Source organism: Euryarchaeota archaeon (assembly GCA_016207515.1).
In the GTDB taxonomy this organism is placed as follows: Archaea; Thermoplasmatota; SW-10-69-26; order JACQPN01; family JACQPN01; genus JACQPN01.
In genome coordinates, this window is sequence record JACQPN010000009.1 from 1 (window position 1) to 17,902 (window position 17,902).

The 17,902-nt window shown below is 63.7% G+C and carries 16 protein-coding genes; 11 read left to right on the forward strand and 5 right to left on the reverse strand.

Annotated features, from left to right (window positions below; all coding sequences use genetic code 11):
* Nucleotides 1-206: 206 nt before the first annotated feature.
* From HY556_03820 to HY556_03830, 3 genes are read right to left on the reverse strand one after another with little or no spacing between them, the layout of a single operon-like run.
* Nucleotides 207-608: a cupredoxin domain-containing protein gene (locus HY556_03820; GenBank protein MBI4392914.1), complete on the reverse strand. Its 402-nt coding sequence runs from the start codon at nucleotides 606-608 to the stop codon at nucleotides 207-209.
* Nucleotides 605-1,603 carry a fibronectin type III domain-containing protein gene (locus HY556_03825; GenBank protein MBI4392915.1) on the reverse strand — a complete coding sequence of 333 codons (999 nt, stop codon included), beginning with the start codon at nucleotides 1,601-1,603 and terminating at the stop codon, nucleotides 605-607. Before HY556_03825 ends, HY556_03820 begins: the two co-directional genes overlap by 4 nt.
* Nucleotides 1,600-3,390, reverse strand: coding sequence for a multicopper oxidase domain-containing protein (locus HY556_03830; GenBank protein MBI4392916.1), 1,791 nt, complete (start codon nucleotides 3,388-3,390; stop codon nucleotides 1,600-1,602). Before HY556_03830 ends, HY556_03825 begins: the two co-directional genes overlap by 4 nt.
* A 171-nt stretch (nucleotides 3,391-3,561) precedes the next feature.
* Between HY556_03830 and HY556_03835 the strand changes: the two genes are divergently transcribed.
* Nucleotides 3,562-4,605, forward strand: coding sequence for a hypothetical protein (locus tag HY556_03835; GenBank protein ID MBI4392917.1), 1,044 nt, complete (start codon nucleotides 3,562-3,564; stop codon nucleotides 4,603-4,605).
* A 192-nt stretch (nucleotides 4,606-4,797) separates the two neighbouring features.
* Here HY556_03835 and HY556_03840 read toward each other — a convergent pair whose 3' ends face one another.
* A complete protein-coding gene (locus tag HY556_03840) occupies nucleotides 4,798-6,243 on the reverse strand; it encodes a DUF2867 domain-containing protein (GenBank protein MBI4392918.1) in 1,446 nt (481 codons plus the stop codon).
* Between the two features lie 610 nt (nucleotides 6,244-6,853).
* Here HY556_03840 and HY556_03845 point away from each other — a divergent pair.
* The 10 genes from HY556_03845 (at nucleotide 6,854) to HY556_03890 (ending at nucleotide 16,865) form a co-directional block, all read left to right on the forward strand.
* Nucleotides 6,854-7,780 (forward strand): ArsR family transcriptional regulator, encoded by a 927-nt coding sequence (locus HY556_03845; protein ID MBI4392919.1) that lies wholly within the window; start codon nucleotides 6,854-6,856, stop codon nucleotides 7,778-7,780.
* A 4-nt stretch (nucleotides 7,781-7,784) separates the two neighbouring features.
* Complete coding sequence (locus HY556_03850) at nucleotides 7,785-8,612, forward strand: 4Fe-4S dicluster domain-containing protein (protein ID MBI4392920.1); 828 nt, start codon at nucleotides 7,785-7,787, stop codon at nucleotides 8,610-8,612.
* Complete coding sequence (nrfD, locus tag HY556_03855) at nucleotides 8,609-9,991, forward strand: polysulfide reductase NrfD (protein MBI4392921.1); 1,383 nt, start codon at nucleotides 8,609-8,611, stop codon at nucleotides 9,989-9,991. The genes HY556_03850 and nrfD overlap by 4 nt, the downstream gene beginning before the upstream one ends.
* Nucleotides 9,988-11,052 (forward strand): hypothetical protein, encoded by a 1,065-nt coding sequence (locus HY556_03860; GenBank protein ID MBI4392922.1) that lies wholly within the window; start codon nucleotides 9,988-9,990, stop codon nucleotides 11,050-11,052. Before nrfD ends, HY556_03860 begins: the two co-directional genes overlap by 4 nt.
* Nucleotides 11,049-12,512 (forward strand): hypothetical protein, encoded by a 1,464-nt coding sequence (locus tag HY556_03865; GenBank protein ID MBI4392923.1) that lies wholly within the window; start codon nucleotides 11,049-11,051, stop codon nucleotides 12,510-12,512. Before HY556_03860 ends, HY556_03865 begins: the two co-directional genes overlap by 4 nt.
* Nucleotides 12,513-12,585: 73 nt before the next feature.
* Nucleotides 12,586-14,142: a hypothetical protein gene (locus HY556_03870; protein MBI4392924.1), complete on the forward strand. Its 1,557-nt coding sequence runs from the start codon at nucleotides 12,586-12,588 to the stop codon at nucleotides 14,140-14,142.
* A 400-nt stretch (nucleotides 14,143-14,542) separates the two neighbouring features.
* Nucleotides 14,543-15,301 (forward strand): ABC transporter ATP-binding protein, encoded by a 759-nt coding sequence (locus HY556_03875; protein ID MBI4392925.1) that lies wholly within the window; start codon nucleotides 14,543-14,545, stop codon nucleotides 15,299-15,301.
* Nucleotides 15,298-15,951, forward strand: a complete 654-nt coding sequence (locus tag HY556_03880; protein ID MBI4392926.1) for a heme exporter protein CcmB — start codon at nucleotides 15,298-15,300, stop codon at nucleotides 15,949-15,951. Before HY556_03875 ends, HY556_03880 begins: the two co-directional genes overlap by 4 nt.
* Complete coding sequence (gene ccsA, locus HY556_03885; GenBank protein ID MBI4392927.1) at nucleotides 15,952-16,722, forward strand: cytochrome c biogenesis protein CcsA; 771 nt, start codon at nucleotides 15,952-15,954, stop codon at nucleotides 16,720-16,722.
* Nucleotides 16,719-16,865 carry a CcmD family protein gene (locus tag HY556_03890; protein MBI4392928.1) on the forward strand — a complete coding sequence of 49 codons (147 nt, stop codon included), beginning with the start codon at nucleotides 16,719-16,721 and terminating at the stop codon, nucleotides 16,863-16,865. Before ccsA ends, HY556_03890 begins: the two co-directional genes overlap by 4 nt.
* Before the next feature lie 46 nt (nucleotides 16,866-16,911).
* Here the strand turns inward: HY556_03890 and HY556_03895 are convergent, their stop codons facing one another.
* Complete coding sequence (locus HY556_03895) at nucleotides 16,912-17,880, reverse strand: hypothetical protein (GenBank protein MBI4392929.1); 969 nt, start codon at nucleotides 17,878-17,880, stop codon at nucleotides 16,912-16,914.
* Nucleotides 17,881-17,902 lie beyond the last annotated feature (22 nt).

Consider the following 17,902-nt stretch of genomic DNA (forward strand, 5'->3'; position numbering starts at 1 on the left):
CCGCCGCCAACACGAGGCGGCGGCTCCGCTCGTCCAGCGCTCGCGTGAGCGCAGACAGCTTCCGCTTGATCGCGAGTGCATCCACCGATGTCTCAGAAGTCAATCCTGCCTAATTAGAGCGTTTATTTGTTAACGAACCCTTAGTCTCGGCCGCGCCGAAGATGGTGGCGCCGATCTGACCTGGTCGGCCGCCGCCTTGGGCGTGACTACTTCACGGTGACTTTTCCCCACATGCCGTTGCCGGGTCCGCTGCTGTGGAGCGTGCAGTAATACTCGTAGACGCCGGCGCCATGGAACGTCTTAGAGAACGTCGCGCCCTGTCCCATCCCCCCGGCCGCGCCCGCGCTTTGCCACGCCTTGTCCTTGCCGGTCACGTCGTGGGGCATGGCGTCCTCGTTCACCCATTCAATGGTCGAGCCGACCGCGACGGTCACCTCGCGCGGAGAGAACAGGACCGAAGACATCTTCACCTTCGTCGCGGCTTCGGTTTTCGAAACCGCCTGGCTATCTTTCTCCGGGCTCGACACACAACCAGCGACGAGCGCGGCCACCAATACAGTCGCAAGCGTCGCGGCGATCCGGAATCCTTTCAGGCTTCTCGTGTTCATGTTCTTGTTTCCACCTGATTCGCGCCCCCTCGAGAACGATGGCATCGGCGACACAAAGCCGCCGCGGCCAACACGGCCACGATGGGGGCGAGATTCAGGGCAGGGATCGGATTGATGGATTGCCCGACGCCACTTGCCGGGGCAGGTGTGACAACGGGCGCGGACGTCGTGAATGAAATCTCGTTCGAGTCCGACGTGAGGCCGCCCTTGTCGACCAGACGAACGCGGAAGTAGTAAGTCGTCTCAGGGAGAAGCTTTGAGACGTTAGCGGTGGTTTGGGCCGGGTTGGCCACTGTCGCCGCCCGGGTGGCGCTTATCAGTGGGAAGGCCGCCTTGGTCCCCTTGTGCACCTCCACGCGGACGACGTCGGGCTCGATGTTCGCAGACCACGAGATGCGCGTGGTTCCGGGCGCGATTTCAGTGGCCGCATCGAGCTTCACGGGTCTTGGCGCGAGATTGACCTCGTCGCTCGAAAGCGTCACAAGGTTCCACTTGTCGAGGAGGTCTGGCTGGTCGTTGCCGTTGACGCTGTTGACGGCGAGATGGAAAATGACCTTGCCGGCGCCTGCGGCCGGCGCCGTCCACTCCACCTTCCAGGAACGGGAGCCGGGAGACTTGTGGGTCGCCTCGCCGGGGGAGCCCCCGAAAGTCGCCGTGCTCGTCACCTGTACGTTGGCTTCGCCGGTCGCCGCCGACAAACGTCCTTGCGAGGCTTTGAGGTCGAAACCCGCCTTGGTGTACGGCGGCCCGCCCTTCACGCCGATGGCCATGGAATAGCTCTTCTCAGGCTCGTAGCGGGCCGGGAGCCCCTCCACGTTGGGTTGGATCGAAGCATCGGCGGTCCCTCCGCCGTGGCAGGTGCAACCGCCCTCGGCTCGGCCGCTCACGCCGGCTTTGCGTGCCTCGCCGGTAGCGTCCCATAGGACGAGGCCGGCAAGGAGCATCATCGAGATGAACAGCGTGAAGCGATGTTGAGATCGCCCGATGGCACTCACCCGATCCGCGACCGACGGGAAACGAGAAGACCGGCCAGCGCCACAGTCGCCGCCACTATCAATGGGTCAAGGCCCGGCGTCTTCGCCGCCGCGTGCAACTCGTCAGCCCGCTCTTGGGTGGCGATGGCGTTCTCGACCGCTTCGGGACCGAGGAGCGAGTTCACGATCGTGAGCCCCATGACTTTCTCCTGGGAGTACGCTATCCCGTCGTAGGCCCGCGCGGAAAAGACGTGGACCCCATCGGCCACAAGCGTCGAGTCCCACTCGTAACGCCAGCCCGTGAGCCCCTTTACGCGCTCCCAGGGCCCGTCATCGATCCGCACCTCGACCGCGCGCACGGTCTCACGTCCATCGAAGTCGTCGGCTTCGCCCTTGAACAGGATGCGTCCCGCCGCGACGGCGCCGTCGATGGGCGTGTCGATCGTGACTTCCGGGGCGTTGTCCGGCAGGGGTTCGCCTTCGACATGAAGCCACGGGACCATCCCCGTGTGCGCCTCCGGCACGTTGTGGTCGTGCATGAACCAGTAGCCTGGAGCGCCGGCCGTGAGCAAGGTCTCGAAGGAATCCCCGGGCCCGGTGACCAATGCGTCGGTCGTGTAAAGCGGTTTCTTGTCTCGGCTGATCTTGTCTAGGACATCGAACCAGTGGCTGTGCACGTGCCAGTCGTGGTACTCGTCCCCGATGTTCGCCAGGACGATCCGCACTTTCTCGTTGGGACGGACCGGCCCCACGACGTACGGGTCGTTCCAGGCCCGGAAGTTCGCGATGTGTATCTTTCCCGTGCCCGGCGGCGTCATCCCCGACGTCGGGACGCCGGTGGGCGCCCAAGGCGCCTCAGGCGGTGGCGTGGCAGGAGCGCCGGGGCCTCCTCCGGGCGTGATCTCGCTCATCATCACGACGTCTTCAAAGTAGGCGCGACCGCGGTCGTCGGTGACGCGGGCCTTCGTGTTCCCGTTGAGCGGGTCCTTCGGAAGTTCGGTCCATGTCCATCCCGCCGGATACACTTCGATGATGCCGTAGAGGCCCCGACTAATGTGCTCGGTGGCGAGGAACACGTGGCAGTGGTAGAGGAACGTGCCCGGCGTGTCCGCCTGGAAAGTGTAGGTGTAGCTCTCTCCGGGTCGGGCCACGTCGCTGTCCTCGCGAGGCTGGGAAGGGCCTATCGGGTTCTGATCGACGGGCAAGATGTTGTGCTGATGAGGGACCACTGGAAATGGTACGGTATCGCTCGATCCATCGCTCGCGATAAGGTTTCCCCGCAGGTGCGTGTGAATGCTATGGGGTTGACTGTGGCCGTTCACCAGCACGATCTCGAGGGTCGTGCCTTCCGAGATCCGTATCACCGGGCCCGGCAGCACCCCGTTGAAGGTCCACGCGGTGAAGGGGACTCCAAGGACGGTCACTTGTTTCTCCACGACCTCGAGCTGGACGGAGACCTTCGCACTTTGGCCGCTAATTGCCGTCATGGGTTCTTCGGCCTGGTCGACGTCATGGGATCCGAACTCGAACGGAGCCGCCCGCCCCGCAGGGGGGGCCGCGACGGGCACGACTTCACTATCATGATGACCCGCAGAAGGGTCCGTTGCGCGACCGGATGACGTTTCGTCCTGTTCGGCAAGGCCTGGAGAGTCTTGACCGGCGCCCAAAGTCATCGCAGTACGCCGAGTCTGCGTGCCCGCGACGTCCCCGGCCACGGGGACCGACGGCGAGATGTCCGCTCCGGTAAGGGGCAATGTCAACACGATGATGAAGACCACGATGGATTCCACGCGCCATTTCGAGCTCATGATGATAGGAACGCCCAGTGACGCATCGTCGTAACCGGTTGAGACTCGCCACACTGCGCAGGATAGGTTCTTATGGCTGACCCCGTCTCGTTTTCGGGCCTGAGAATCGACTCCCCTCCTTATCCAACCCTAAACCAAGTGGCTGTGAAGGTCTCAACAGGTGGCTTGAACGTGGAGACACGCAGACTACAACTTGTGGGCGGCGGCACTTCCTATAGCGTATCGCTTCCCAAGCAATGGGTGGAGGCCAAGGGGCTACATCCCGGTGACGAAGTGCTCATCGAATCGCCCCCCACCGGAGAACTGCGTATCCGAGCGCAGACCAGCGGGGCAGGGCCGCGCCACGAACGCGCACTCACCATCAAATCGAACGACCCGGACGAGATACTGCGCAGGCTCATCGCACTCTACGTATCGGGATTCGATACGGCAACCGTCGCATACGGCGGTTCAAATCCGTTGGCCGTCCAGACGGCCGTAGGGGAAGCTTGCGCGCGGCTCCACGGCCTCCAGATAGTGGAGGAAACACCGGGTCGCGTCGTCTTGCAGGATCTCTCTGGCACCCGCGATTTCAACATGGAGAAGGGCCTGCGGCGGATGCAACTTCTCGTTCTACAGATGCTGACCAACATCGGGCGGCTCGTGGAAGGCGGGGGGGAGACCGTCCTCTCAGAGACGAACCGGTACGAGAGCGAGCTTGATCGGATCCTACTGCTCCTCCTGAAACAATACTCGGTGTGCCTGAAACGGGGCGAGTTCCCGCCTTCCGCCATCGAGTCGGGCCCCGGCGGCCTACACGCGATCTTGGCCGCCCACTATCTCGAACGCATCGGTGACTACGCGATGCGCCTATGCTCGTACTCCCACTTTCTCTCGCAGGAGCCTGCCGCACCCGTGAATGACGTGATCAGGGCGAGCGTCGCGGATCTGCGCGTAATCGTCGGCGACGCCAACAAGGCATTCAACGACTGCGACGCGACCCTGGCGAACGACGTAGTGAGGAAAGCTCTCACCTTCGCTCCCGCCACCGGGCGTGACTCCATGTTCGACGTCTTCACCTCCCCACGTTCCCAGCCCCAGCTCTATTCCTGCGTGCGGTGCATCAAATTCTTCACGCTTCTTGAGAGCATCGAGCGCATCGCCTTGTACGCGAAATCGATCGCGGAGACCGCGATCAACCGGTCATTGATCGGCAAGGACGCGACACCCACTTAGGGGAGCCGACGAAGGCGGATAGGGTCGCGAGATGGGTTTTCGCTTCATCCGGGCCGCGCGCCGCCCGGAAAACCCCTCGTTCCCCAAGTGCAATGAAAACGCCGTTGACCAAGACCGCGGAGATGATCCGAAGACCATGGGGACGAAGGCACTATTGTCGAGCGCCTGCCTCGTTCGCACCCCAGTCGCGCACTATTGGGCCGCCGAATCCGGCAGGGATCGCGATTCCTCGGCCGCCCTCCCGATCGCCCTCACGAGGTCGCTGAAGATGCGGGAGTGTAACGGGTACAGACCGTACCAATAGATGGCGCCCGATAGTCCGATCGGGCTGAACGCCGCGGTCTGGACGAGCCGCGTCCCATCCGCCTCCGGGACCGCTTCCCATTGAAGCCACGCGCGGCCCGGGAGTTTCATCTCTGCACGAAGGCAGAGGAGCCTTGAGCTCTCGATCGCTTCCACGCGCCAGAAGTCAAGCGCCTCGCCTGGCAACAGCTTGGTCGGATGACGGCGACCCCGACGAAGGCCCGGCCCGCCGGCAAGCTTGTCGAGCAGACCCCTCATCCACCATGCCCATGCCCAGACGAGCCAGCCGCGGTCCCCGCCGAGACCGCAGAACTCGTCGAAGACCGACCCGGGTGCGGCGGCCACGTGGATCGTCCGGACCTCCTTGACCACTCCTTCCCAATCGATCATCGTGTACGTGGGACCGCCTCCGAGGGCTCCGCTCCAATGCGTCTCGACCCGGCCCGCGTCTATCCGTTCGACGGCGAGCCGCACTGCATGCCCGTAAGTGATCGGGGTCACCTCTGGATAGAGCGCACGTGCCCTCGCCGTGTCGGCGTGGAGCGGGCGGCTCAGCCCCGTGAGAAGGGCCCGCGCGAGGTCGTAGTTGAGGGGTGCGACGAGGCTCACCCACCAGGCGGCGGCGCGGGGCAGAAACGGAATGGGCACCGGGAACACCCAACGCCTCAACTGGCGCGCCCTCGCGTAGGTCTCTATCATCCCCTTGAAAGTCACCCTGTCCCCGCCGCCGATCTCTACTATACCCGCGGGGCCCACCTCGACGGCGAGGCCTAGATAGTTCAGGACGTCCCTGACGGCCACAGGCTGCACCTCGTTCAGGAACACACGTGGGACGATCATCGCGGGTAGCCTCTCGGTGATGTAACGCACCATCTCGAAAGAGGCCGACCCCGAACCGATTATGGGACCGGCCCTGAACTCCGTCGTCGGGAGCCTCTCGCGAAGCAGCCTTCCCACCTCGGCGCGGCTTCGAAGATGCTCCGAGACCTCGCCGCTTCCGGGCATGAGCCCTCCGAGGTAGATGACGTGTTCCAGTCCCTTCGCCGCGCGCACGAAGTTGGTGGCCGCCAACCGGTCCCGTTCGGCGAAGCGGGGCCCGGTGTATATGGAGTGTACGAGGTAGTAGGCGCAATCGATGTCTTCGAAGACGCCGTCCACTGACTTAGGATCGGTGAGGTCCCCCACCGAGACCTCGACCATGTCGGCCCACGGTCGGCCCCTTATCCTCTTTGCGTCGCGCACCAGTACCCTGACCGCGTGGCCCCGCTCCAATAGGCGCGGCACGAGGCGCCCGCCGATGTAGCCGGTCGCTCCCGTCACGAGGATCCGTTTCAGTGGAGTCGGCCTCCAATACGATCACGGCCGAGCGGCCTCGATCCTGCGTCCTGCCACGACCGGAATCCTTCGATGCCGATCGGGTCCGTCTGGGCGGGTCCGGGCGCCTCGGCCACGGGACAGAAAGAAGCGCCGCGTCCAGAGGGCAGGAGTCGTACGCGGCCTTTGCCGCGGAATCGAAGTCTGTTTGTCGCCATGGCCCTGGGGGAGAGAGGAGGCATCCAGAGGAAAACCATTGCGCAAGGTGCGCCTCTATCGAGCGCAACAATGCGTCGCGCGGTCCCCTGGAACGCGCCACCTACCGACTGCGATACCACTCGTGGGTCACGGAATGCGCAGACATTGGCTCTAAACACGTGGAACGGAGGCGTCGATCCGCCTAAATCACGAAAGGGTTCTATTTACTCTCATTACCTTCCGTTAATCATCCATCGTTACGACCAGCCATGTCAGGGCGATGATTCAAGTGGATAGCCGCTTGGGTCGATTTTGGGCCTGATTCCTGACCGTGAGAATCACGTCCGTGAATCGTGTGGATTTGTATTCAGTAGAGTTTCTCTAGGATTTTTGTAGAATTGTTCCGACAGAATACTCGGATGAGGCTTTACCGATGGAAACTGGACGAGACCCGTCGCGACCGGACCGGCATCACCGGCGGAGAAACTCCGCGCGAGACGCTGGACCCGTTCCCGTAGAAGAGATCCGTGACGATCTCCGACAGGTCCCCCCGCGATCCACGACCACGTCGACCCTTCCTGCGAGTCCAACGACGACATCGTCCCTCGAGGAGGCGGGCTCCTTCTCGGCACTCGCCAGTCAGATCCGCCTCGACATGCTCCTATCACTCTCGCGCGAACCGAAGACCCTGCTTGAACTCTCCGGCGAGTTCGGCCTCCATAGGCTCACACTCCGCCACCACCTCGAAACGCTCATGGCCGAAGCTCTGGTGGAAGCGGTCTCGACGCGCCGCAAAGGGACCGTCGGGCGGCCCCCCGTCCTCTACAGGACTGTCCGGCGCGCCCACGTGGATGGCTACCCGCCGAGGCACTTCGAGATCTTCGCCCGCGCCGCCTTGGACTCCCTCGTGGAGCACCTCGGGGACGGGAAAGCCACCGAGACCCTGCGGCGTCGCGGGGTCGCGATGGGAAAGCAGATGATCGGCGATGCGGCCGCGCGCGAAGGCGTCTCCGAGTGGACCCCCGGCTCGTTCCAGAAAGTGGTCCTCGACAAACTCTACAAGGACTTCGGGATCCCGACCGAGACCATCGCGGCCTCCGACGACGCGATCGAGTACCGCGCATTCGGTTGTCCGTTCCTGGAGCTCGCCACCGAGAAACCGGAGGCGGTCTGCAACGGACTAGACCGCGGGTTCCACGAAGGTGTCGACGCCGCCCTCGGCAACGTCGAGACCGTCAGGCGGACCTGCATGGGTCATGGCGATGCGTACTGCGAGTACGCGTTGAAGTGGAAGGGACAGTGGCGGAACGACGCGTCAAAGGAAGACGCAGCCAAACGAGCGACTGCGAAGAGGAAGTGAGGACATGGACGAGAGGATCTCTACCGACGCATCGAACGGGAACGAAGGTGAACCGACGGATCCCCAGCGCCGCCGGTTCATCAAGGGTGTCGGGATCGCGGCCGCCACGGGCGTCATCTCGCTCACCGCGGGCCAGCTCCTCGCAGAAGGAGCCGCCCGTGCATCGCAGGGACTCGACGGGAAGGAAGACGCGCGCCTCCAGTACGCGATGGTCATAGACCTTGCGAAGTGCGATGGATGCAAGAAGTGCACGAAGGCCTGCCAGAAGGAGCATTTCCTGGCCGAGGACCAGGAATGGATCAAGGTCTACAAGGTCGACGACGGCATCAGCGGCGAATACAATCTGCCTCGTCCGTGCATGATGTGCGCGAACCCACCATGCCGCAACGTCTGCCCCACCGGTGCGACGTTCGTGAACTCCGACGGACTAACGCTGATCAACCACGACAAGTGCATCGGCTGCCGGTTCTGCCTCGCGGCCTGCCCGTACAGCGCACGCACCTTCACTTGGAAGGAGCCGGAGCATACCCCCGAGGAGCTTGCGCACACGTATAGCCCGGAGATGCCCTTGCCCCATCGCCGCGGCGTCGCTGAGAAGTGCATGTTCTGCGTGCACCGTCGCAAGGAGGGGAAACTCCCGGCATGCGTCGAGGGCTGCCCGATGGGTGCCATCTATTTCGGCGACGCGGCCGAGAACGCCGTGACGAACAGCAAGGGCCAGACCTTGCCGTTACGGGAGACCCTTGCGGACAATGCCGCGTACAGGCTGCGTGACCACCTAGGTACGGGGCCGAGCGTGTTCTACCTACCGCAGAGGGGGCGCAGGGCATGAGCGAGCAGGGACTTGACCCCAAGACCAAGCGCATCCTTACTCCGCTTTTGCGCACCGGGTTGGGCTTCTACATAGCGCTCATCATCCTCGTGGGCCTCTTCCTGCTCGCCAACTACGCGTGGTCGGTCCAACTCGACAAGGGCCTCGCAGTCACTGGGCTAAACGATCGCGTCTCGTGGGGAATCTACATCTCGGTCTTCATCTACTTCATAGGGATCTCCTATGGCGGGACGTGCGTGTCGGCGATCCTGCGGCTCACGGGGGCCGAGTGGCGCCGGCCGATCACGCGCCTTGCTGAGACATCCACCGTCGCCGCGTTGCTCGTAGCGGCGATCATGCCGATGTTCGACCTCGGGCATCCCGAGAAGATCCTCGACGTAGTCTTCTACGGACGCATCGAATCACCGCTCGTCTGGGATTTCATCTCGGTGGGCACGTACCTCGCGGCTAGCATGCTCTTCTTCTATCTGGCCCTGATCCCGGACCTCGCGATCCTTGACCGAGTGCTTCCCAAGCGCGTGCGGATTCGCCGCACGCTGTATCGCGTCTTCAAGATGCGATGGGAGGCGACGCCGGCCCAGGTGCGTAAACTCGAGCGCGCCCTCATGGCGATCACGATCATCATCATCCCCATCGCCGTGAGCGCGCACACGGTGCTCTCCTGGATGTTCGGGATGACAACGCGCGCGGGATGGCACAGTTCGATCTTCGGGCCGTACTTCGTCGCTGGTGCCTTGTTCTCCGGGATAGGGATCGTCGTGATCGCGATGGCGGTCGTCCGTTGGGCGCAGCACTTGGAGGATGTCATCACCGACTTCCATTTCCGCCGGATGGCCGACATCCTGCTCGTGTTCGGGCTGGCCTACCTCTACATGACTTTGAGCGAGTACCTGACGATGACATTCCAGCCTTCGGACGACGAGAAAATCCTTGTCGGCCTGCTCACTTCGGGACCGCTCGCGCCGTATTTCTGGATCTCGACCCTGGGCCTTGTCTTGGCCGTGGCTCTCTTGGCCATCCCGAGGACACGCACGGTGGCGGGCATCACCATGGCGGCCCTGGTCGTGAACGTGGCACTCCTCATCAAGCGCTTCATCATCGTCGTGCCGAGCATGCAGGTGCCGCTCATCCCGGGCGACGCCGTCGCGACCTACTCGCCTACGTGGGTGGAGTGGGCGCTCATCGGAGGATCGTTCGCCGCCTTCGGCCTCATCTTCCTCGTCGCCTCGAAACTCGTTCCCATGGTCTCGATCTGGGAGGTCAGCGAAGGTGACAAAGCGCACGCGAAGGACGCCCCCGCCGCGCCGGAGGCAAGGACGCCGAGTCCCGAAGCCGTTGCATCGGTGAGCGTGGTCGTAGCCACGGAGGGTCGAAGTTGAACCCGAGATGGCAAGGACTCTACGGACGACGGGGCCGCGTCGTGCTCTTCTTGTGCTTCGCAATGGTCCTCACAGGGTTCGCTCTGCTCGTGCCTGTTGAAGGCAACCTCGACGGGGTCTCCCCACCCGAGGGTTGCACGTGTCACTCGGAGGAAGCGTCACCGGGCATCAAGGTCGTGGTCGATGGGTGGCCCGCGATATACACCCCGGACTCCACCTACACGCTGGCTGTCACGGCGACCGGGAGCGTTTCCGGTTCCGCAGGCGGCTTCTCGATGGAGGTCACCAAGGGCAGTCTCTATTCGAGCGATCCGATGGTGAGCGCCTCGGGCAAGGTCGCAACACATTCCGGCCCTGACCACCGTCAATGGACGGTCGAATGGCGCGCACCCCCCGAGGACTCTGGTGACACGAGTCTTGTCACGTACGTGAACCTCGCAAACGGCGACGAGTCGGAAGGAGAAGAGGATCACTGGAACGTTCTCACCCTCTCTGCGAAGGAGAAGGCGCCAGAACCACCGAAACCCTCCAGGTTAAGCCTGGCGTTCTCCGGGGAGAACGGAACGCTGGTCGCCGGACGCAACATCACGATCACGGCGACGCTCACGAACTTCAGCGGCGCCCCGATCCGCAATGCGATTGTGACGTTCTATCAGAACACTAGCTATGGACAACTCGCGATCGGCAAGAACAAGACGGGTGCCGACGGGCGGACGCCGATAAACTGGACGGTCGTGTCGGCCTGCGAGTGCCTCTTCTTTGCACACTACGACGGCTCGTCGAAGAACCTTTCTGAAAACGCCACCGCCCTAGCGAGCGTGACCGATCCGAATGGCGTCTTCGACACGCTCTACCCACCGCAGACCCCATTCGTGTTCATGCAATACTATGCGGTCCGCGGATCCGTCGGGCTCGTGATCGGCGCAGTCTGGCTCACGCTCCTCTACGCGGGACTTTCCGTTTTCAAGGTCCGCTCGCTCGGCGCATCGGGAGGCGACGGAGCCGGCGGGCCGCTCAGTATCCTATCGTCACGGTCTAGGAAGAAGGTGGAACGGAAATGATGAACAGGAAAGAGACCCGGTCTTCGAAAGTTGGTGCGTGTCTTGTGATCACCCTGGCGATGGTCGTATCGCTTGTGCCGATGCCGGCAGGTGCAGCGCCGCAGACGACGGACGCGCATATCGCGTCCTTCACCGCATCGCCATCCTACGTGAACCTCAATAGGACCACTACTGTGACCATGACCGTCTCGAGCCTCTACGGCGGCGGCAACGACAACTACAAAGTGACAGTGTACGCCCCCGACGGGAGTGTGGTCGCGAGCGACTGGTTCAATTTCACCGCGGTCGGCTCGATCTCGAAGACGCTCGGCAACACCACGGTCGACTTCAAGGCGGCCATCACAAAGGTCGGCGCCTACCTCATCGAAGCGACGCACGGGAGCGCCATCGCCGCCTCGATCCCGCTCCAGACGACCGACAAGCTCCTCGTCGTCACCGAATTCGCCGCCGCGTCGAATCCGTGGACCGACATCCACAACTGTCCCATAGCGGAGGAGTTCCAGCGCGGGGACGAGGTCATCGCCCGCGCGTACGTCCGATACCTCTCGACGGGCGAGATCCTCAACGGGACGCTAGTGCCGACCGCTCCGAAGAATGTCACCGGCACGCTCTTCGAGGAGACGAAGGTCATCAACTACAACGCCCAGGGTTTCTGGAGGGCCGCGTGGTTCATCCCATGGGACAAGCCGCTGGGGACGTACTCGTTCACCGTGGCCGCGTCTGACGGGATGGGTAACTCCGGGACGGGTGTGTCGCCGAAGGCGGGCGTTTATGGGGCGCTGAAGATCCTGGCGTCCATCCTTCCGACCACGGTCTCCACGACCAACGCCAGTTCCGGGGCGATCTCCAACGCCTTCTACCCCGGCGAGTCGGTTGGCATCGTCGCGCGATCGGTCTATGATCTCCACTTTGCGCACAACTTCGAGTACACGAAGACGAACCGGACGTTGGCGGGAACGCCCGCCAAGCCCGGACCCGGTCAGGATTACGCCCTCGGGACCGACCGCGGCGGAGTGGTGCAAGCGGCGATCGGCTCCGGGGCGTTCAACGCGACCGCCGGAACCTTCGCCGACCAACTCGCCAAAGTGGACCTGGTCTTCAACGAGGCCACGGGCAACTGGATGGGGGCATGGACCGTCCCCACCGATTCGGTGCTCACGGGGGACATCCTTGTCCGCGTCACGGCCCGCGACGGCGCCCCGACCGGCAACAGCGGAAGCGGGACGACGAGCATCACGACACTCGAACGGCCTCTACCGGTCAAGGAGACCCAGTACGTGAACCAGACCGTCGAGGTGGAGAAACTGAAGGATGGGGCGCTCGATGGTCCGGTCGCTTACGGGCTCATGGGCGTGACGCTCGCCGGCGGACTTGGCGTGGGCTACGTGCTGAGCCGCGGCAAGCTGTCCGGAGGCAAGAAAGGAGGCCCCGGGGAGAAAGGCGGCGACGAATGGCAGTGAGCCGCCCCGAGCATTATCAAAGGAGAAAGATCCTATGAGATACGATACGACCAGAATCGCAATTGCATGCTTGTTGAGCGCCTTGACGGCGCTATTCGTCTTTGGGGGCGCCAGCGCGGCGCCGACCCTCGCCGTCAATCCCGACGAGGGCCCGGTCGGTACGCCTTTCACCGTGTCGGGCGGCGGCTTCGCGGCCGACTCTTCGGTCGACCTCGTCTGGCAGACGATGGAGGGAAACCGCGTGAGTGGCAGCGGCTTCACCGAGGTGTTCTGGCCGCTCAAGACGGTGAAGACCGACACAACGGGAGCATTCCGTGTCGAGCTCAAGGCCCCCTATGACCTGGGCGGTCCCCCGCACAGGGTCGAGGCACGTGTGGGCGACGCCGTCGCCTCGTCCACGGAGTTCACGATAACGCGAACCGCTGAGTTGTCTCCGGTCTCGGGACCCCTCGGGACGATGCTCACGCTCCACATGACCGGCGGCGGCTGGACGCAGTACGACAACATCGTCGCCGTCACCTACGACAATGCGTTCATCGGCTTCATGTGCAGTTTCAACAGCCAAGGCAACATGACATTGTGGCTACCGGCGACCGGAGGCGTGGGGCTGCACACGATCGACGTATGGCCCGCGCTTTACTGGGGCCCCGACACCGGTCCGACCCCGTGGAAGATCGCCCACCTAGCGGCGGGCGACCAGCCGACGGAGATCCCCCAGTACCACTTCGAGTTCCAGCTCACCGAGGGCGTGGCGACTCCCGACAAGATGTTGCCCCTCGAAGGGGCGATCACCGGCGCCCAGCCGCCCTTGTCGGCCGAGGCTCTCGTGAACAGCCTGAAGGCAAGCGCAGCTCCGACGTTGGCGCTGAGCTCCGGCCTCATACCGCCGGGCCAGGAGATGATCGTCGCCGGAGGCGGCTTCAAGGCCGGCGACACGGTGAAGCTCACGTGGAGCACCGTCACCGCGAAGACGCAGATAGCCAAGGACAAGAACAGGGGCTGGAACGCGACGACGACCGTGACCAAGGACCTGGCAAACGCACTCGTCGGTCCGACCGGTACCTTCTTCGTCACGCTGAAGGTCCCCTACGACTTCGGTGGAGACCACGACATCAAAGCGGTGGTGCGAGGCGAGCCGGTCGCACAGACCTCGCTACGCGTCCAGCCCCACTTCGAGTTCGTCGGACCCGCAAAGGTCAAGGCGGGCGAGAAGGTGACCATCCGCGGCTACGGCCTCGGCTACGAGAAGTACACGGCCGTCTGGACGGTGCTTTACGACAACAAGCTCTCCGGCTGGGTCTCTGCGTTCGAGACCCAGGGCAACGCGACCTTCGAGATGTACGCCGTTGGCTCGCCCGGCAAGCACTTCATCGACATACACGAGGGCTCCAACGGTTGGCCGTACCTCAACCTTTGGGAGTCACCGTGGCCGTGGGAGCCGGCGCAGCACTTCAACTTCGACATCGTCGGTGGAACCGGAAGCGCGTCTTCGGTGGAACACATGGTCCAGCAAGACCTCTCCGGACTCGGCGACGCGAAGACCCAGGATGTCCCCGGGTTAGAGGCTCTTGCGGTCCTGGCAGCGATCGGGGTCGCCTCGCTCGCGTGGCGGCGCACCCGTTTCGAGTGAGCCGCCCGTCGCAGGAAGAAGACTGACATCGGAGAAGGTCGATGGGCCGCGGCGGCGCGTCTCGCCGCCGGCCCATCCGCCTCTCGACACTACGTGAGGCAGGGGGAAACCGCATACGCTTCCCTACCGCGGCTCGGAGCGAGGCGGTCGTGCCTTTCCTCGTCGGTCCTTAGGATAGCACGCCGACGGCCGGGCGAGCCGGCACCGACCGCCGAGACTCTGGTGATGTTCGGAATACCGGCCGTCCGGTGCCGCGCGTCACATCATCCTCCCACGCTGCGTCCTCGACGAAGGAGTCAGGATCAGGGGCTGTGGGCGGCCATGACGAAACAATCTTGAGGCCCCTTGGCATAGGATTAGCCGCAAGAGGCGCCCGGCGGAGCGGACCGGGCCAAGCTGCATGAACCGATTCCCTGGAAACGCGCAGAAGGAAGGACGCAGGTTCCCAGTAGAGGAACCCGCCGCGTCGGCCGACGGGGGCGATGGCCGGATCGCCGAAGACGTCGGGGCGTCGGGCGTGGAACCCCTGTGCATGCGGGCCGTGTCCAAACGCTTCGCCACACACCAGGTCCTTGACAGGATAAGCCTGGAGCTGGGGTACGGCAAGACCATCCTCGTCCTTGGCGCCAATGGGGCCGGGAAGACCACCCTCCTACGAATCGCGGCGGGCGTCACCCACGCGGATTCAGGCTCTGTCGAACACTTCGGAAAACGGGTGCTGGACGATGACCTGCCGACACGACGCCGGGTCTCGTACGTCTCGCAACGCGCCCCCATGTATCGTGAACTCACGCCCCTCGAACACCTGACCTGGTGGGCTCGGCTATACGGCATCGATCGTGTGCACGAGCGTTGCGAATCGATATTGCAGGAGGCGCGACTCGCGCGCATGGCTAATGAACGATGCGGAAGCCTCAGCCGCGGACAACAACAGAGGCTCGCCATATCCATGGCCTTGCTTCCGTCTCCCGACCTCTTGATCATGGATGAGCCTGAGGCGGCACTCGACGACCAGGGGCTGACATGGCTCCACACACTTCTTTCCGAACGACGCGGCCGGGTCGCCACGATCATCGCAGCACACGGCGCCGAACGTCTCGGTTCGATCGCCGATTCGAGATTGATCATCGAGAAAGGGCGGGGGTCGGTCACCGCATGAGCCTTCGGGCGCTCCTCTGGAAGGACGCGATGAGAGAGACGCGGGGACGCGAGGGGGCCGAGGCGGCGATCGTCCTCGTCGCCCTTTTCTTCTTAGTCGAGATGCTGGCCGCCCCACCCGTCGCCGACGAAGCCACCGCGGTCGCGGCATTGTGGATTCCCTTGATCTTCGTCACGGGCGCACTTGTCGGCAAGGGATTCGCGAGCGAGGCGGACAGGGGCACGCTCGAACTCCTCCGTTCTGCCCCGGTCCCGGCGGCCATGCACGGGCTGTCCCGCACCCTGGTCGATCTGGCGCTCGTCGCACTCGTGGGGACCGCCGCACTCGCCTTTTCGGTGCTCGCGTTCGGATCCCCTGCGACGGTGGGGCTCGTCGGGATCGTACTGCTCGCGGTCATCGGCTTGACGGTGGTGGGTTCGTTCGCGAGCGGTGTTGCGGCCCAAGCAAGATCCCGCGAACTGTTGCTTCCCGTCCTGATGGTCCCGGTCCTCGTGCCCCTTATCGAGGCTGGCATCGGCGGCAGCCTCTTGGCGATCCGCGGCGCCTCTGCCACCGACCTGTCCTCTGTCTTCCTGGTCATCGCGGGGTACGACCTCGTAATGGGCGGCCTCGCCTGGATACTGTGGCCCCACGTTCTCGAGGCTGATTGAATGGCGCAAGAAACATCGAAGGGAAGGTCATGGATGGCCGCGCTCCCAAGCGCGGAAGCCACAAGGAGATTCTCGCTCGCTGCGACGGCCGTTTCATGGTTGGTCCTTGGCTACCTTGCGTGGTTCGTGGCGCCCGATTGGCGCACCGCCGGCGACGTCTCGGCCCCTCTCACGAGAAAACTCCTGTTCTACCATCCTGCCTCGGCCTGGGCCGCCTTCGTCGGCTATTTCGTCGTTCTGGTCGCGAGCGTTGCGTACCTTAGAAGGCGTGAGGCGGGTCTTGATGTGGTCGCACGCTCCGCAGCGGAGGTGGGCTTCTTCCTGAACACGATCGCCCTCGTGACCGGCACCATCTGGGGTTCTATCGAATGGATGCGGACAGGCGAACAACCGCTCGTGACCGTGATGAGGGAGCCAAAGGTGCTAGTGCTTCTCGTCATGTGGTTCGCGTTCGCCGCATACCTGCTCCTCAGGCGCCTCGTCGACGACCCGTCGAGGAGGGCTCGCCTCTCGGCCGCCTTCGGGATAATCGGTTTCGCAGGCGTACCGCTCTCCTTCCTAACGAGCAGGCTCTTGCAGACGAGCCTTCACCCGGACGTCGTGGGACCGGGCGCCAACCCGGATGCGGCACTGCCTACCTCGGCCGGGATCACCCTGGGTTGGAGCTTCATCGCGTTCACGTTCCTCTTCGCATTCCTCTTCCTCCATCGCCTTCGACTCAGCAAGATCGAAGAGCGATTGGAAGGGATCGAGACGGAGATGAGAGAATGACCGACGAGACGACGTTCTTCCTGGGCTTTACGGCGATATTCCTCGGGATAGTGGCGTACATGTTGCTGCTCGAGAGGAACGCAAAGAGACTCGAACAACGGATGGAAAGACTGGCATCACGCTCGAAAGAACCGAAGAGCTGAAGGCTTTCGCCTGGGCGACTGCGAGACGACAACAGCCTGCCCGGCGTCAGCCCTCCGGCACCGGGTCTATTCTTTCGAGTTCCTCCATCACGTGGAGCGCCTCTTTCCTGAGTTCGGCAGCGAGGTCCATCGCTTCCGCTTCCAACCCTGCGTCGTGAGCCTCGCCCAGTTCGCGGAGGGCGGCGACCAGCGCAAGGCGTCGGACTTCCAGGGCTTCCCGCGTCGATGGGGCGCCTCGTCCCCGGAACACGACCTGCCGTCTCCCACCGGCAAGGACAGGGCCGAAAAGGCGCCAACCGAGAGCTCCGACGATGACGCCTCCGACGATGGCGCCGCCAAGGAGAAGCGGATCCTTGGAAATCGAGGGCCCTGGGGAGGTCGCGTCCGACGCGGCGGCGTCCTGCCGGACGACTGGGGCAGGATCGAGCGCTCGCGGGGCCGCCACGAAATAGAGAGTCGCCGGCAGGGCCGACGTTTCTGTGCCCGAGTAACCGTGGATGAGCATGCCCGGATTCTCGCTCGTGGTCGGCAGCACGAAATCGCGCGAAACCGGGGCTTGGAGATCGTAGGATTCGGGTAGGAATAGGAGTATCAACGCGTTCTTGCGTCCCTCCTCGGGCACGGCGCCGAGAAGGAACCCGAAGACGCCGCCGGCCGCCACTTGTCGGCGGTGCTCGAAGACGATGGTACGCGTGGCGTTGGCGCCGCTCCGATCAAAAGAGATGGTGTGATTGGCCTCATGGATCGTGACGTTCGCCTCTTCTCCGGGCTCGCACCGACAAGTGAGGGTCACGAATTCCTCGCCCGGGGGAACAGAGAAAGTCCGCTCGTAGTGCGTTGAGTCGGCGAGATCGACCGCCAAGGATTCCTGGACGTTCCAATAACCGCCCGCCTCGCTCTCGACCGTCGTCGGGATGTCGCCAAGACTTGCACGCACTTGGTAGACCTGCTTGAACTGCGTACCCCCTTCTGCCGTCACGGTGGCTGAGGCGGAGACCGCGATGACAATGATCAAGAGGAAGCGGCGTCTTGATCCC